At 70.7% G+C, this 15,697-nt stretch carries 12 protein-coding genes; 6 read left to right on the top strand and 6 right to left on the bottom strand.

The annotated features are described in order from the left end of the window. Positions 1-85: 85 nt before the first annotated feature. Positions 86-3,595, bottom strand: coding sequence for a methionine synthase (gene metH / locus LNW72_RS10220; RefSeq protein WP_250975113.1), 3,510 nt, complete (start codon positions 3,593-3,595; stop codon positions 86-88). A gap of 166 nt (positions 3,596-3,761) precedes the next feature. Between metH and LNW72_RS10225 the strand changes: the two genes are divergently transcribed. The 4 genes from LNW72_RS10225 (at position 3,762) to LNW72_RS10240 (ending at position 8,618) form a co-directional block, all read left to right on the top strand. Continuing rightward, the gene (locus tag LNW72_RS10225) at positions 3,762-4,529 is read left to right on the top strand and encodes an IclR family transcriptional regulator (protein WP_138354795.1); all 768 of its coding nucleotides are present in this window, start codon (positions 3,762-3,764) and stop codon (positions 4,527-4,529) included. A 145-nt stretch (positions 4,530-4,674) separates the two neighbouring features. Next, positions 4,675-5,433 carry an MIP/aquaporin family protein gene (locus tag LNW72_RS10230; protein WP_250975114.1) on the top strand — a complete coding sequence of 253 codons (759 nt, stop codon included), beginning with the start codon at positions 4,675-4,677 and terminating at the stop codon, positions 5,431-5,433. Positions 5,434-5,475: 42 nt separating this feature from the next. After that, positions 5,476-7,002, top strand: coding sequence for a glycerol kinase GlpK (gene glpK / locus LNW72_RS10235; RefSeq protein ID WP_250975115.1), 1,527 nt, complete (start codon positions 5,476-5,478; stop codon positions 7,000-7,002). 5 nt (positions 7,003-7,007) lie between these two features. Then, positions 7,008-8,618 carry a glycerol-3-phosphate dehydrogenase/oxidase gene (locus LNW72_RS10240; protein WP_250975116.1) on the top strand — a complete coding sequence of 537 codons (1,611 nt, stop codon included), beginning with the start codon at positions 7,008-7,010 and terminating at the stop codon, positions 8,616-8,618. Positions 8,619-8,718: 100 nt separating this feature from the next. On the opposite strand, the gene LNW72_RS10245 is transcribed toward LNW72_RS10240, so the two are convergent. Next, a complete protein-coding gene (locus tag LNW72_RS10245; protein WP_250975117.1) occupies positions 8,719-9,294 on the bottom strand; it encodes a TIGR03086 family metal-binding protein in 576 nt (191 codons plus the stop codon). 74 nt (positions 9,295-9,368) lie between these two features. On the opposite strand from LNW72_RS10245, the gene LNW72_RS10250 reads away from it, so the two are divergent. Both LNW72_RS10250 and LNW72_RS10255 read left to right on the top strand, forming a co-directional pair. Continuing rightward, entirely contained in the window at positions 9,369-10,172 is an 804-nt protein-coding gene (locus LNW72_RS10250; RefSeq protein ID WP_250975118.1) for a helix-turn-helix domain-containing protein, read from the top strand. Positions 10,173-10,291: 119 nt separating this feature from the next. Further along, entirely contained in the window at positions 10,292-10,963 is a 672-nt protein-coding gene (locus tag LNW72_RS10255; protein ID WP_138354790.1) for a FadR/GntR family transcriptional regulator, read from the top strand. A 6-nt stretch (positions 10,964-10,969) separates the two neighbouring features. Here LNW72_RS10255 and LNW72_RS10260 read toward each other — a convergent pair whose 3' ends face one another. Genes LNW72_RS10260 through LNW72_RS10275 form a run of 4 tightly spaced genes read right to left on the bottom strand, consistent with a single transcriptional unit; the run spans position 10,970 to position 15,672 of the window. After that, positions 10,970-11,935 carry an aldo/keto reductase gene (locus tag LNW72_RS10260; protein ID WP_250975119.1) on the bottom strand — a complete coding sequence of 322 codons (966 nt, stop codon included), beginning with the start codon at positions 11,933-11,935 and terminating at the stop codon, positions 10,970-10,972. Positions 11,936-11,985: 50 nt separating this feature from the next. After that, positions 11,986-13,026: an ABC transporter permease gene (locus LNW72_RS10265; RefSeq protein WP_250975120.1), complete on the bottom strand. Its 1,041-nt coding sequence runs from the start codon at positions 13,024-13,026 to the stop codon at positions 11,986-11,988. Further along, positions 13,019-14,617: a sugar ABC transporter ATP-binding protein gene (locus LNW72_RS10270; protein ID WP_250975121.1), complete on the bottom strand. Its 1,599-nt coding sequence runs from the start codon at positions 14,615-14,617 to the stop codon at positions 13,019-13,021. The genes LNW72_RS10265 and LNW72_RS10270 overlap by 8 nt, the downstream gene beginning before the upstream one ends. Positions 14,618-14,619: 2 nt before the next feature. Next, positions 14,620-15,672: a sugar ABC transporter substrate-binding protein gene (locus LNW72_RS10275; RefSeq protein WP_250975122.1), complete on the bottom strand. Its 1,053-nt coding sequence runs from the start codon at positions 15,670-15,672 to the stop codon at positions 14,620-14,622. Positions 15,673-15,697 lie beyond the last annotated feature (25 nt).

Consider the following 15,697-nt stretch of genomic DNA (forward strand, 5'->3'; position numbering starts at 1 on the left):
GGCCGGTCGCGACACACTCCTGATCGGAGTGCGGCGACCGGCCTGTGCCGGACCGTCCAGTGTACGTCGGGTCGCTGACCAACGCTTAACGGGCGTTGAAGTACTTCGCCTCGGGGTGGTGAATGACGATCGCGTCGGTGGACTGCTCCGGGTGCAGCTGGAACTCCTCGGACAGCTTCACGCCGATCCGCTCGGGCTGCAGCAGCTCGGCGATCTTCGCCCGGTCCTCCAGGTCGGGGCAGGCCCCGTAGCCGAGCGAGAACCGCGCGCCCCGGTACTTCAGGGCGAACATGTCCTCGACCTCGTTCGGGTCCTCGCCGGCGAAGCCCAGCTCGCTGCGGACCCGGGCGTGCCAGTACTCGGCCATGGCCTCGGCGAGCTGGACGGACAGTCCGTGCAGCTCCATGTACTCGCGGTAGGCGTTGGCGGCGAACAGCTCGGCCGTCGCCTCCCCGATCCGGTTGCCGACCGTCACGACCTGCAGACCCACGACGTCGGTCTCGCCGGAGTCCTCCGGGCGGAAGAAGTCCGCCAGGCACAGCCGGCGGCCGCGGCGCTGGCGCGGGAAGGTGAAGCGGGTGCGCTCGCTGCCGTCGTCGTTGAGGAGGATCAGGTCGTCGCCCTTGGAGACGCACGGGTAGTAGCCGTAGACCACGGCCGCTTCCAGCAGGCCGTCGGTCTGCAGCCGGTCCAGCAGGCCGCGCAGCCGGGGGCGGCCCTCGGTCTCCACCAGCTCCTCGTACGTCGCGCCGCCCGCGCGGGCCTCCTTGAGGCCCCACTGGCCCTTGAAGAGCGCGCCCTCGTCGACCCAGGACGCGTAGTCCTTGAGCGGAATGCCCTTGATGACGCGGCTGCCCCAGAACGGGGGCGTCGGGATCGGGTTGTCCACGGCCACGTCCGAGCGGATCTGCCCGAGGTTGATCTCGGGCTCCTCCTCCACGACGCTGGCGCGCTTGGCCACCCGGCGCTGCTTGAGCTCGGGAAGGACGGCGCCGGGGACGCCGCGCTTGACGGCGATCAGCGCGTCCATCAGCCGCAGGCCCTCGAAGGCATCGCGGGCGTAGCGGACCTCGCCCTCGTAGATCTCGTGCAGGTCCTGCTCGACATAGGCGCGGGTCAGGGCGGCGCCGCCCAGAATCACCGGATAGTCGGCGGCCATCTTGCGCTGGTTGAGCTCCTGCAGGTTCTCCTTCATGATCACGGTGGACTTCACGAGGAGACCCGACATGCCGATCACGTCGGCCTTGTGCTCGGTGGCCGCGTCCAGGATCGCCGCCACCGGCTGCTTGATCCCGAGGTTCACGACGTTGTAGCCGTTGTTCGACAGGATGATGTCGACGAGGTTCTTGCCGATGTCATGGACGTCGCCGCGAACCGTGGCGAGCACGATGGTGCCCTTGCCGTCCGCGTCGGACTTCTCCATGTGCGGTTCGAGGTAGGCGACCGCGGTCTTCATGACCTCCGCGGACTGCAGCACGAACGGCAGCTGCATCTGCCCGGAGCCGAACAGCTCACCGACGACCTTCATGCCCTCCAGCAGCGTGTCATTGACGATCGCCAGCGCGGGGCGGGTCGTGAGCGCCTCGTCCAGGTCCCGGTCCAGGCCGTTCTTCTCACCGTCGATGATCCGCCGCTGCAACCGCTCGTCCAGCGGCAGCGCGGCCAGCTCCTCGGCGCGGCCGGCCTTGACGGACTTCATGTCGACGCCCTCGAAGAGTTCGAGGTACTTCTGCAGCGGGTCGTAACCCTCGCTGCGCCGGTCGTAGATCAGGTCCAGGGCCACATCGCGCTGCTCCTCGGTGAGCCGCGCGATCGGGAGGATCTTGCTGGCGTGCACGATCGCGGAGTCGAGGCCGGCTTCCACGCACTCGTTGAGGAAGACCGAGTTCAGCACGACGCGGGCGGCGGGGTTGAGGCCGAAGGAGATGTTCGACAGACCCAGGGTCGTCTGCACCAGCGGGTGCCGGCGCTTCAGCTCCTTGATCGCCGCGATGGTGGCGAGGCCGTCCTTGCGGGACTCCTCCTGGCCGGTCGCGATCGTGAAGGTCAGACAGTCGACGAGGATGTCCGATTCGAGGATGCCCCAGTTGGTGGTCAGGTCCTCGATCAGCCGCTCGGCGATGGCGACCTTGTGCTCCGGGGTCCGGGCCTGGCCCTCCTCGTCGATCGTCAGCGCGATCAGCGCGGCGCCGTGCTCGGCGGCCAGCGCCGTGATCTGCACGAACCGGGACTCGGGACCGTCGCCGTCCTCGTAGTTGACGGAGTTGATGACCGCCCGGCCACCCAGCTTCTCCAACCCCGCCCGCAGGACGGGCACTTCGGTGGAGTCCAGCACGATGGGGAGGGTGGAGGCCGTCGCGAAGCGGCCCGCGACCTCGGCCATGTCCGCGGCACCGTCACGGCCCACGTAGTCCACGCACAGATCCAGCAGGTGGGCACCCTCGCGGATCTGGTCGCGGGCCATCTCGACGCAGTCGTCCCAGCGGCCTTCCAGCATCGCCTCACGGAACTTCTTCGACCCGTTGGCGTTCGTCCGCTCGCCGATGGCGAGGTACGAGGTGTCCTGCCGGAACGGGACGGTCTGGTAGAGCGAGGCGGCGCCCGGCTCCGGGCGCGGGCTGCGCGGGGACAGGTCCAGGCCCCGGACGCGGTCCACGACCTGCCGCAGGTGCTCGGGCGTCGTCCCGCAGCAGCCGCCCACCAGGGACAGCCCGTACTCGCGCACGAACGTCTCGTGGGCGTCCGCGAGCTCCTCCGGCGACAGCGGGTAGTGCGCGCCGTCCTTGCCCAGGACCGGCAGGCCGGCGTTCGGCATGCAGGAGACCTGGGTCCGGGCGTGCCGGGCCAGGTAGCGGAGGTGTTCGCTCATCTCGGCGGGGCCGGTGGCGCAGTTCAGGCCGATCATGTCGATGCCGAGCGGCTCCAGCGCCGTCAGCGCCGCACCGATCTCGGAACCCAGCAGCATCGTGCCCGTCGTCTCGACGGTCACGGAGCAGATGATCGGCAGGCTGAAGCCGGCCGCCTTGAGGGCGCGGCGGGCGCCGACGATCGAGGCCTTGGTCTGCAGCAGGTCCTGGGTGGTCTCCACCAGGATGGCGTCCGCGCCGCCGGCGATCAGACCCGCCACGTTCACCTCGTACGCGTCGCGCAGGGCGGCGTAGGGGGCGTGGCCGAGGGTCGGGAGCTTGGTGCCGGGTCCTACGGAGCCCAGCACCCAGCGCGGCCGGTCCGGCGTGGCGAAACCGTCCGCCACCTCACGGGCCAGCCGGGCGCCGGCCTCGGCGAGCTCGAAGATGCGCTCGGGGATGTCGTACTCACCGAGCGCGGCGAGGTTGGTGCCGAAGGTGTTGGTCTCGACGCAGTCGACACCCACCGCGAAGTACTCCTCGTGCACCGACCGGACGATGTCGGGCCGGGTGACGCTCAGGATCTCGTTGCAGCCTTCCAGGTCCTGGAAGTCCTCGAGGGTGGGGTCCTGGGCCTGGAGCATGGTGCCCATCGCACCGTCGGCCACCACCACCCGGGTGGCGAATGCCTGACGCAGCGCGTCGGCTCGGGCTTGGCTGGCGAGGGTGGAGGACGACTGCGGGGCCATGGATGTACTCCCAGGAGTGCGACGGCTGTCGGCTTGACGTGCCTGGCCAGGGTAGCGGGCGCGGTGCGTCGGCCTCGAAAGAGTTCCGAGGGGTGGACGAAGGTGTCAGAATCTTCTCTGAGACTATGGGGTTCGACAATGTCGAACGGCTTGCGGAGGTTGGCGGATGCCCGGACCGATTCAGTCGCTGGCGAGGGCAGCCGCGATCCTACGGTTGCTGGCCGGTGGTGAGCGCCGGCTGGGCCTCTCCGACATCTCCTCCTCCCTGGGCCTCGCCAAGGGGACCGCGCACGGCATCCTGCGCACCCTCCAGCAGGAGGGCTTCGTCGAGCAGGACGCCGCGTCGGGCAAGTACCAGCTGGGCGCGGAACTGCTGCGGCTGGGGAACAGCTATCTGGACGTGCACGAGCTGCGGGCCCGCGCCCTGGTGTGGACCGACGATCTGGCCAGGTCCAGCGGCGAGGCCGTCTACCTGGGGGTACTGCACCAGTCGGGGGTGCTGATCGTGCACCACGTCTTCCGTCCGGACGACAGCCGGCAGGTGCTGGAGGTGGGTGCCATGCAGCCGCTGCACAGCTCGGCACTGGGCAAGGTGCTGGCCGCGTACGACCCGGTCGCGCACAGCGAGGCGGCCGAGAACGAGCGGCTCGCCCTCACCCCGCGCACCATCACCGACACGGCCGGCTTCGAGGACGTGCTGGAGCTCGCCAGGACCCGGGGCTGGGCGTCCGACCTGGAGGAGACGTGGGAGGGCGTGGCCTCGGTCGCCGCGCCGATCCTGGACCGGCGGCGGATGCCGGTCGGCGCGGTGGGGATCACCGGAGCCGTGGAACGGGTCTGCCAGGAGGACGGCGACATCCAGGCGCGGCTGGTGGCCGCGGTGCGCGACTGCGCCCGCGCCGTGTCGCGCGACCTCGGCGCCGGACGGTTCTAGGGACTCGGGTCACGATCCGGAGTCCTCAGCCCCAAGCTCTTGACGAGGAAGATATTGAAGAGAAAACTGCCGTTCGGCGGTCGACATTGTCGAACACCGGACGGGACCCGGTCCGCCTGAATGGACGTAAGACAAGGGAGTCGCGGTGTCCAACAGCCATATCTTCTTCGGCGAGACCATCGGTACCGCCATCCTCATCCTGCTGGGTGGTGGTGTCTGCGCCGCCGTCACGCTCAAGAGCTCCAAGGCCCGCAACGCGGGATGGCTCGCCATCACCTTCGGGTGGGGCTTCGCGGTGCTCACCGCGGTGTACATCTCGTCGAGCCTCTCGGGGGCGCACCTCAACCCCGCCGTCACCGTCGGCATCGCCGTCAAGACGGGCGACTGGAACGACGTGCCGCTCTACATAGCCGGGCAGATGCTCGGCGCGATCATCGGCGCGGCGTTGGTCTGGGTGGCCTACTACGGACAGTTCCAGGCGCACATGGACGACCCGGAGCTGGCACCGCCGCTCGGACCTGACAGCGGTCCGGCCGGACCGGTCCTCGGCATCTTCTCCACCGGGCCCGAGATCCGTAACACCGTGCAGAACCTCGCCACCGAGATCATCGGCACCGCCGTTCTCGTCCTGGCCGTTCTCACCCAGGGCCTGACGCCGGGCCTCGCACTGTCAGGAACCGGCGCCCTGATCACCGCCCTGGTGGTCGTCAGCATCGGTCTGTCACTCGGAGGGCCCACCGGCTACGCGATCAACCCGGCCCGCGACCTCGGCCCGCGTATCGTGCACAGCCTTCTGCCGCTGCGCAACAAGGGCGGCTCCGACTGGGGCTACGCCTGGATCCCCGTCGTCGGCCCGCTCATCGGCGCCGTCCTGGCGGGCGGCCTCTACCGGCTGGCCTTCTAACCCCTCCTGTCCGACCGACGCAGACCCCTTGAGGAGCACACCGTGACCGACGCACACACCGCAGGGCCGTTCATCGCCGCGATCGACCAGGGCACCACGTCCAGCCGCTGCATCGTCTTCGACCGGGACGGCCGCATCGTCTCCGTCGACCAGAAGGAGCACGAGCAGATCTTCCCGAAGCCCAGCTGGGTCGAGCACGACGCCGCGGAGATCTGGACCAACGTCCAGGAAGTCGTCGCCAGTGCCGTCGAGAAGGCCGGGATCACCGCCGAGGACGTCAAGGCCATCGGCATCACCAACCAGCGCGAGACCACGCTGCTGTGGGACAGGAACACCGGCGAGCCGGTCCACAACGCGCTGGTCTGGCAGGACACCCGCACCGACGCGCTCTGCCGCGAGCTGGGCCGCAACGTCGGCCAGGACCGCTTCCGCCGCGAGACCGGCCTGCCGCTGGCGAGCTACTTCGCCGGCCCGAAGGCCCGCTGGCTGCTGGACAACGTCGAGGGCCTGCGCGAGCGCGCCGACCGCGGCGAGATCCTCTTCGGCACCATGGACAGCTGGGTCATCTGGAACCTGACCGGTGGCCCGGACGGCGGTGTGCACGTCACGGACGTCACCAACGCCTCCCGCACCATGCTGATGAACCTGCACACCCTGGAGTGGGACGAGAAGATCTGCGAGTCCATCGGCGTCCCGATGAACATGCTCCCGGAGATCCGCTCCTCCTCCGAGGTCTACGGCACCGCCGCCGTCGGCGTGCTGGCCGGTGTGCCGGTCGCCTCCGCGCTCGGTGACCAGCAGGCCGCGCTGTTCGGCCAGACCTGTTTCGCCGAGGGCGAGGCCAAGTCGACGTACGGCACCGGCACCTTCCTGCTGATGAACACCGGCGAGAAGGCCGTCAACTCCTACAACGGCCTGCTCACCACCGTCGGTTACCGCATCGGCGACCAGAAGGCCGTCTACGCCCTCGAGGGCTCCATCGCCGTCACCGGCTCGCTGGTGCAGTGGATGCGCGACCAGATGGGCATCATCAAGAGCGCCGCCGAGATCGAGACCCTGGCGAGCTCCGTCGAGGACAACGGCGGCGCGTACTTCGTGCCCGCCTTCTCCGGCCTGTTCGCCCCGTACTGGCGCGACGACGCCCGCGGTGTGATCGCCGGCCTCACCCGTTACGTCACCAAGGCGCACCTGGCCCGCGCGGTGCTCGAGGCCACCGCCTGGCAGACCCGCGAGATCGTCGACGCGATGAGCAAGGACTCCGGCGTCGAACTGGCCGCGGTCAAGGTCGACGGCGGTATGACCTCCAACAACCTGCTGATGCAGACCATCGCGGACTTCGTGGACGCCCCCGTCGTCCGTCCGATGGTCGCCGAGACCACCTGCCTGGGCGCCGCCTACGCGGCCGGTCTCGCCGTCGGCTTCTGGCCCGACACCGACGCACTGCGCGCCAACTGGCGCCGGGCCGCCGAATGGACCCCCCGAATGGACGCGGACAAGCGCGACCGCGAGTACAAGAACTGGCTCAAGGCCGTCGAGCGGACCATGGGCTGGATCGAAGAGGAGAACTGATCAGAATGTCTTCCACCCTGCAGAGCGTCCCCACCCTCGGGACGCACCCGACCGCCGGCACCGACCCCAGCCGATCCGAGACCAGGGAGCTGCTCAGCCACGCCACGTACGACCTACTGGTGATCGGCGGCGGCATCCTCGGCACCTCGGTCGCCTGGCACGCCGCGCAGTCCGGGCTGCGGGTCGCGATGGTGGACGCCGGCGACTTCGCCGGCGCCACCTCGTCGGCATCCTCCAAGCTCGTCCACGGCGGGCTGCGCTACCTGCAGACCGGCTCGGTCAAGCTGGTCGCCGAGAACCACCACGAGCGGCGGGTGCTCGCCAAGGACGTGGCTCCGCACCTGGTCAACCCGCTCACGTTCTACCTGCCGGTGTACAAGGGCGGCCCGCACGGCGCCGCCAAGCTCGGTGCGGGTGTCTTCGCGTACTCGGCGCTGTCCGCCTTCGGTGACGGCGTCGGCCGGGTCATCTCCCCGGCGAAGGCCGTGGCCGACAACCCGGGCCTGCGCACGGAGAACCTCAAGGCCGTCGCGGTCTACCACGACCACCAGATGAACGACTCGCGGATGGCCGTCATGACGGTCCGCGCGGCCGTGGAGTCCGGTGCCGTGGTGCTGAACCACGCCGAGGTGACGGGGCTGCGCTTCACGCACGGCAAGGTCACCGGCGCGGAGCTGCGCGACAAGCTGGACGGGACCGAGTTCGGGGTCAGCGCCCGGCTGGTGCTCAACGCCACCGGGCCGTGGGTGGACCACCTGCGGACGATGGAGGACAAGGGCTCGTCGCCCAGCATCCGGCTGTCCAAGGGCGCGCACGTGGTGATGAAGCGGAAGGTGCCGTGGAAGGCCGCCATGGCCACCCCGATCGACAAGTACCGCATCACCTTCGCCCTGCCGTGGGAGGACCAGCTGCTGCTGGGCACCACGGACGAGGAGTACACCGGCGACCCGGCGGCCGTCCGGGCGACCGAGGCCGACATCCAGCAGATCCTGGACGAGGCCGCGTTCTCCGTGAAGGACGAGCACCTGGACCGGGACCTCATCACGTACGCCTTCGCCGGGCTGCGGGTGCTGCCGGGCGGGCCCGGCGGCGTCGAGTCCGCCAAGCGGGAGACGGTCGTCTCCGAGGGCCGCGGCGGGATGCTGTCGGTGGCGGGCGGCAAGTGGACCACGTACCGGCACATCGGCCGCACGGTGATGAACAAGCTCGCGAAGCTGCCCGGCGGGCCGCTCGGCGAGGACATGGAGCCGCAGAAGCTGCTGCCCCGGCGGATGCCGCTGCCGGGTCTCGCCAACCCGAACGCGGTCGCCCACCGGCTGCTGGTGGACCGTGACCCGGGCATGCGGATGGACCCGCTGACGGCGCGTCACCTCGCGAGCCACTACGGGTCGCTGTCGTTCGACATCGCCCGGCTCGTCAACGAGGACCCGACGCTCGGTGAGCGGATCCACGAGGACGGCCCGGAGATCTGGGCGCAGGTCGTGTACGCCCGCGACCACGAGTGGGCCCAGACGGCGGACGACGTGCTGCGCCGCCGCACCACGCTGACGGTGCGCGGTCTGGACACCGAGGCCGTCAGGACCCGGGTCGAGGACATGCTGGCCCGCAGGGCCTGAGCCGTCCGGCGGTACACGGCAAGCGGCAACGGAACGGCCGGACGAGCGGGGATCCCCCGTTCGCCCGGCCGTTCGCGCGTCGCGCCGCCCGGTCCGCGGATCATGCGCTCCACTGCGGGTCGCGGCCGGAGAGCGCGAGGGCGCGTTCGAGATCGGTGGCCGGGCCGGTGAGCACGACGGGTTCGGCGAAGCCCTTGTACTGACGGAACATCTCGGCCTGCTGCTCCACGGCGGCGAGCACCACCGCGCCGGTCTCGTCGTCGGCGCGGAACTCCTGGCCGACGGTCTTCGCGACGTCCCAGCCGTGCAGGACCAGTTCCAGCAGGAGCATCGCGGCGATGTCGGCGGCGGGCATCTCGGCCCCGCCCATGTCCATACCGCCCTCCCACGCCTCGGGCCGGGCCCAGGCGGCGAGCGCGCGGTCGAGCTGCGCCGCGTACGCCTCGGCCCACTCCGGGTCCGCGGTGAAGTCGTGCTCGGTGAGCTCCTCGGGGAGGGTGGTGCGCAGGGCGCGGTGCTCCAGGCCGTGGGAGGTGTAGAGCACCCAGTGGTTGATCAGCGTGCGGGCGTCGAACTCCGGACACGGGGTCGGCGCGCTGAGGTGTTCCGGGGTGATGGTGCGGGCGATACGGGCGGCTTCTGCGGCACCGCGGACCAGCTGCGGATGAATGTTCATGAATCCCACGGTAGATCCGCGGCCGGGGCCCGTATTGAACAAACGCGACAGCTCAGAGGTCCTAGGCTGGCCGGATGACGACCCCGGAGATGGGGCGGGGAGTGCTGCGTCCCGCCGTGGCGGCGACCCGGTTCGAACTGCTGCGGGAGGAGCCGGCCGAGGCCGTCGCTCCGTACGTGGAGTTCTACTGGATCGTGCGCTGGGATCTGCGCGGCCGGCCGCCGCACGAGCAGAAGGTCCTCTCGCACCCCAATGTGCATCTGGTCTTCGAGGAGCCCGAGACCGCGGTCTACGGGGTGCAGCGCGGGGTGTTCACCCGGGTGCTGCGCGACCGCGGCCAGGTGCTGGGCATCAAGTTCCGGCCCGGCGGTTTCCGCCCGCTGCTGGGCTCACCGGTCGCGGACCTCACCGACCGGTCGGTGCCCGCCGCGGAGCTGTTCGGGCCGGCCGTCACCACCGCGGAGCGGACGATCCTCGGGGCGTCCGACGTATCCACCATGACCGCCACCGCCGAATCGCTCCTCCTGAGCCTGCTGCCCGGCCCGGAGACGGCCCCCGACCCGGTCACGGCGGAGGTCGCCGCCATGGTGGAGCGGATCACCGCCTCCCCCTCCCTGTTCCGCGTCGACGAGGTCGCGGACGACCTCGGGGTCTCCGTCCGCAGGCTCCAGCGGCTCTTCGCCGAACACGTCGGCGCCAGCCCCAAGTGGGTGCTGCGCCGGGCCCGGCTGCACGAGGCCGCCGCCCGAGCCGACCAGGGCGTGGGCATCGACTGGTCGGCCCTCGCCGCCGACCTCGGCTACAGCGACCAGTCCCATCTCACCCGGGACTTCACCGCCACGGTGGGCGCCTCCCCGGCCCGCTACGCGGGCGAGTAGTCCGGAGCCGGAGACCGTCTGCGCAGGGAGTCCGCGCAGCGGCCCGTCCGGGGGCATAATGGCCGGATACATCGGAGGTCTGGCGGCGGGTAGCGGGACCAGGACAGGGGGAGGTCGCGATGGCGGTCACCGACGAGGCGATCGAGAAGATCAAGGAAATGATCGTCTCAGGGGCGCTGCGGCCCGGCGACCGGCTGCCGAAGGAGAGCGAGCTCGCGGCCGAGCTGGGGCTGTCGCGCAATTCGCTGCGCGAGGCGGTGCGGGCGCTGTCGCTGATACGGATCCTGGATGTGCGGCAGGGCGACGGCACCTACGTGACGAGCCTGGATCCGCAGCTGCTGCTGGAGGCGATGAGCTTCGTGGTGGACTTCCACCGCGACGACACCGTGCTGGAGTTCCTGGCCGTCCGGCGGATCCTGGAGCCGGCCGCGACCGCGATGGCGGCGCTGCGCATCCCCGGGCCGGAACTCGACGTGCTCCAGGGCAAGCTGGACGCGCTCGGCCCCGAGCCCTCCGTCGAGGAACTGGTCGCCTCCGACCTGGAGTTCCACCGCGGCATCGTGCAGGCGTCGGGGAACTCGGTGCTCTGCTCACTGCTCGACGGGCTGTCCGGGCCCACCACCCGGGCCCGCGTCTGGCGCGGGCTCACCCAGCAGGACGCGGTGAGCCGCACCCTGCACGAGCACCAGGCGATCCTGTCCGCACTGCGCGACCGTGACGCGGAGGCCGCCCGCTCCTGGGCGACCGTGCACATCGCCAGCGTCGAGCAGTGGCTGCGCTCCACGCTGTAGGACTCGTCAGACGGGCGCGGGCAGCGGGATGTCCTCGTCGAGCAGTCCCCGCTCGACGAGGGCGCTCCACAGCCCGCCGGGAATCTCGTACGTGAAGAGCGCGGCGTTGTCCCGGACCTCCTCCGGGCTCGCCGCGCCGACGACCGCGGAGACCACCGACGGGTGCCCGAACGGGAAGCGGAGCGCGGCCGCCCGCAGCGGGACGCCGAACTCCGCGCAGACGGCCGCGATGTCCAGGGCCCGGCGCACCAGTTCGGGCGGCGCCGCCGCGTAGTTGTACGGGGCGCCGGGCCGGGGGTCGGCGAGCAGCCCGGAGTTGTAGACGCCGCCGACGACCACGGCGGTGGAGCGCTCGGCGCACACCGGCAGCAGGTCGTCGTAGGCGGTGCGCTCCAGCAGCGTCCAGCGGCCGGCGCACAGCACCACGTCGACGTCGAGGTCGGCGACGAGCCGCGCGAGGACCCCGCTGTCGTTCATGCCGAAGCCGATGGCTCCCACCAGGCCCTCGTCGCGCAGTGCGGCGAGGGCGGGGAAGCCGGTCGCGTAGACCTCCGCCAGGTGGTCCTCGACATCGTGCAGGTAGACGATGTCGGCCCGGTCGGTGCCGAGCCGCTCCAGGGAGCCCTCCAGCGTGGCCCGGATCCCGTCGGCGGTGAAGTCCCACTCACGGGCGCGGGCGGGGGTGTCGACGAAGCCCTGCCCGTCGGTCCGCTCCCCCGGGGCCAGCGGCCGCAGCCGGCGGCCGACCTTGGTGGACAGCACGTACGAGGAGCGCGGCCGGCCGGCGAGCGCCCGGCCGAGGCGCTCCTCCGACAGGCCGAGGCCGTAGTGCGGGGCGGTGTCGAGGTAGCCGCAGCCGAGGTCGAGGGCGGCCGCCGTGACGGCGGCCGCGGTCCCGTCCGGCATGGCCCGGTACAGATTGCCCAGCGGCGCGCAGCCCAGGCCCAGGCGGGGCAGTGGCGGTACGGGCATGTGTCGGTCCTTGTCCTCGCGTCGGCCGGTCCGGTCGGTGGGTCCGGGGGTCAGTCCTGCTTCTCGCCGCTCGCGAACCGGGAGATGATCAGGGCCACGATGATGATCGCGCCGTTGAGGAACTGGTTCCACAGCGGCGGCACACCGCCCAGCGTCATCACGTTGACGACCAGCTGCAGGGTGAGCACCCCGGTCAGCGCCCCGAAGAGCGTGCCCCGCCCGCCGTTGAGGCTGACGCCCCCGATGACGGTGGCGGCGAACACCTGGAAGATCCAGCCGTTGCCCTGGCTGGCCGAGACCGAGCCGTAGTGGCCGGTGTACAGGATTCCGGCGAACGCGGCGAGCAGCCCGCCGAGCCCGAGCACGATCCAGGTGATGCGGTCCACGCGGATGCCGGCGGCGCGCGCCGCCTCGGTGTTCCCGCCGATCGCGTAGAGCGCCCGGCCGTGCCGCAGATAGCCGAGGGCCAGGCCGCCGGTCGCGAAGAGCACCAGGCAGATCCAGATGGCGGCGGGCGCGCCGAACCAGGAGGCCTTGCCGAGGTAGGCGAAGGACTCGGGCACGTTGACGATCGACTTGCCCTCGGCCACCCCGATCTGCAGACCGCGCAGCATGGTGAGCATCCCGAGCGTCGCGATGAAGCCGTTGACGCGCAGCTTGAGGATGAGGAAGCCGTTGATGCCGCCGATCACCACGCCGACCGCCAGGCAGACCGGGATCGCGGTCCAGGACGGCAGTACGCCCAGACCGTGGAAGGTCGCGGGGCCCGACGAGGGCAGCACCAGCCACATGGCGATGACCGGGGCCACGCCGATGGTGGATTCCAGCGACAGGTCCATCCGGCCGCTGATGAGGATGAGCGCCTCGGCCAGCACCAGCAGGCTCAGTTCGGTGGACTGCTGGGCGACGCCGATCAGGTTGTCGGAGGTCAGGAACGCCGGCGAGACGATGAAGCCGATCACGCACAGCACGAGCAGCACCGGGATCAGCGACAGGTCCCGGTAGCGGGCCAGCTGGAAGCTCAGACCTCCCGGCCGGCGCGTCCTGGCGGTGCCGACCGGCTCCACGGTCAGCTGGGTGGTGTCACTCATCTTCGTCGTCTCCCTTACGGCCGCCCGGGGTCACGGGCAGTCCTTCCATCGCGGAGACCACGTCCCTGTCGGTCCATCCGCTGTCGAACTCGGCGATCACCTGCCCGTGGAACAGGGCCAGGACGCGGTCGCAGACCCGCAGGTCGTCCAGCTCGTCCGAGACGATGACCGCGGCGTTCCCGCTGTCCGCCACCTCCCGCACCACACCGAGCAGCGAGTCCTTGGACTTGACGTCGACGCCCGCGGTCGGCCTGATCGCCACCAGCACCCGCGGTTTGCGGGCCAGGGCCCGCGCGATGACGACCTTCTGCTGGTTGCCGCCGGACAGGTCGGAGACCGACTGGCCGGGTCCTGAGGTCTTGATGTCCAGCGAGTCGATCATCGACTGTGCGAACTCCCGGGTGCGGGAGGGCAGCACAGTGCCGTACGGGCCGAGCTGGTCGGTGACGGTGAGCGTCGCGTTCTCCGCGACGCTGCGGCCCAGCACCAGGCCCTGCCGGTGCCGGTCCTCCGGTACGTAGCCGATGCCGGCGCCGAGCGCGTGCGGCACGCTCCCCGGCCGTACGGTCCGGCCCCCGACGACGGTCCGACCCGCGGTGGGCTTGCGCAGCCCCACCAGGGTCTCCCCCAGCGCGGTGTTGCCGCTGGCGGTCGCCCCGGCCAGGCCGAGCACCTCGCCTGGGCGCACGGTGAAGTCGATGGCCTGGTAGGCGCCGTCGAGCGCCAGCCCCTCGGCGCGGAGCACGGGTTCGTCCTCCCGCCGCAGCGCGGCGCCCGCCTGCCAGGCGGTGGCGGACTGCGCCGCGTCCCCGGTCATCGCCTGCACCAGGTCGGCCTTGCCCAGCTCCGCGACGGGCGCGGTGAGCACATGCCGGGCGTCACGGTAGACGGTGACGGTGGTGCACAGGTCGTACACCTCCTGGAGGTGGTGGGAGATGAACAGGAAGGCGACGCCCTGCCGCTGCAGTTCGCGCAGCCGGGCGAAGAGCCGCTCGATACCGGCCGCGTCGAGCTGGGCGGTCGGTTCGTCGAGGATGATGAAGCGGGCGCCGAAAGACAGCGCTCTCGCGATTTCTACGAACTGCCGCTGCTCGACGGTCAGATCCTTGGCGCGCGCCGCCGGATCGACCTCGACGCCGTACTCGGCGAGCAGTTCGCGGGCCCGCTCGCGCAACTTCGGCCAGCGGATCCGGCCCTCCCCGAACCGGCCGGCCGCGAGGCCGTACCGGTTCAGGAAGAGGTTCTCCGCGACGGTCAGATCCGGGACGACCATGGACTTCTGGTAGACGCAGGCGACCTTCGACTGCCAGGCGGTGGTGTCCCCGAACGCGGGCGCCGCCTCGCCCTGGAAGGCGACGGAGCCCGCGTCCGGGGCGTGCAGCCCGGTCAGTACGGAGACGAGGGTGGACTTGCCCGCGCCGTTGCGGCCGACGAGCGCGTGGGACTCGCCGGCCTGCACGGTCAGCCGCACCCGGTCGAGCGCGACGGTCGGGCCGAAGCGCTTGACGACACCCTCGGCGTGCACGGCCGGCGGCGGTGCCCCGGCCGCCGGCTCCTGGCCGGGGAGTTCCTTGGCTGGTGCCTGGGACATGGTCAGCTCTTTCCGAGCTGGTTGGCCCACAGCGCCGCGTCGTCCACGTTGCTCTTGGTGACGAGCGGGGCGGGCAGCTGGTCCTCCAGACCGTTCGGGATCTTGATGATGTTGGAGCCGTGGTCGGTCGGACCGGGCTGGAACGTCTTGCCGTCCAGCGCGGCCTTCGCGTAGAACAGCGCGTACTTGGCGTAGAGGTCGGCGGGCTGCGAGACCGTCGCGTCGATCTTGCCCTCGCGGATCGCCTTCAGCTCCTCGGGGATCCCGTCGTTGGAGATGATGGTGATGTGGCCTGCCGTGCCCGGCGGCTTGAGCAGGTGCTTCTGCTCCAGCAGCGCGAGGGTGGGCTGCAGGAAGACGCCGCCGGCCTGCATGTAGATGCCGTTGATGTCCGGGTCGGAGGCGAGGGTGGCCTGCAGCTTGGAGGAGGCGACGTCGCCCTTCCAGTCGGTGGCCAGCTCGATGACCTTGATGTTCGGGAACTTCTCCTTCATGCAGGACGCGAACGCCTCGGAGCGGTCCCGCCCGTTGATGGAGTCGAGCGCGCCCTGGAACTCGACGGCCTTGCCCTTGCCGGCGAGCTGCTGGCCGAGGTATTCGCACGCCTTCTGCCCGTACGCCTTGTTGTCGGCGCGCACCACCATGTAGACGTCGCCCTTGTCGGGGCGGGTGTCGACGCTGATGACGGGGATCTTCTTGTCCGCCAGGCGTTCCAGGGTGGAGGCGATGGCGCCGGTGTCCTGCGGGGCCATCACCACCGCCTTGGCGCCCTGGTCGGTGAAGGTCTGGGTGTTCGCGACGAGCTTGGTGATGTCGTTCTGCGAGTTGCTGCGCGGCAGTGCGGAGACGACTCCGTCCTTGACGCCCTTCTCGATGTACTGCTGGTACGAGTTCCAGAAATCGCTGTCGGCGCGCGGCAGGTCGATGCCGACCTTGCCCGAGGTACCCGCCTTGTCGTCGCTGCCGCGATTGCAGCCGGCGACGGCGGTGACCGCGAGGAGTGCCGCGCACGCCGTGACCATGGTGCTCGTGAGGGAACGCTGCCGCAGTCTCATCGTCGAGTCCTGCCCTTCTTGGTGT

The organism is Streptomyces sp. RKAG293 (assembly GCF_023701745.1).
Classification (GTDB): Bacteria; Actinomycetota; Actinomycetes; order Streptomycetales; family Streptomycetaceae; genus Actinacidiphila.

Bases quoted from the DNA above. Each gene is read 5' to 3' on its own strand.
- LNW72_RS10260 (WP_250975119.1), bottom strand. From the start codon at position 11,935: ATGCCCGTACCGCCACTGCCCCGCCTGGGCCTGGGCTGCGCGCCGCTG.
- LNW72_RS10250 (WP_250975118.1), top strand. From the start codon at position 9,369: ATGACGACCCCGGAGATGGGGCGGGGAGTGCTGCGTCCCGCCGTGGCG.
- LNW72_RS10255 (WP_138354790.1), top strand. From the start codon at position 10,292: ATGGCGGTCACCGACGAGGCGATCGAGAAGATCAAGGAAATGATCGTC.
- LNW72_RS10225 (WP_138354795.1), top strand. From the start codon at position 3,762: ATGCCCGGACCGATTCAGTCGCTGGCGAGGGCAGCCGCGATCCTACGG.
- LNW72_RS10240 (WP_250975116.1), top strand. From the start codon at position 7,008: ATGTCTTCCACCCTGCAGAGCGTCCCCACCCTCGGGACGCACCCGACC.
- metH (WP_250975113.1), bottom strand. From the start codon at position 3,595: ATGGCCCCGCAGTCGTCCTCCACCCTCGCCAGCCAAGCCCGAGCCGAC.
- LNW72_RS10270 (WP_250975121.1), bottom strand. From the start codon at position 14,617: ATGTCCCAGGCACCAGCCAAGGAACTCCCCGGCCAGGAGCCGGCGGCC.
- LNW72_RS10245 (WP_250975117.1), bottom strand. From the start codon at position 9,294: ATGAACATTCATCCGCAGCTGGTCCGCGGTGCCGCAGAAGCCGCCCGT.
- LNW72_RS10275 (WP_250975122.1), bottom strand. From the start codon at position 15,672: ATGAGACTGCGGCAGCGTTCCCTCACGAGCACCATGGTCACGGCGTGC.
- LNW72_RS10265 (WP_250975120.1), bottom strand. From the start codon at position 13,026: ATGAGTGACACCACCCAGCTGACCGTGGAGCCGGTCGGCACCGCCAGG.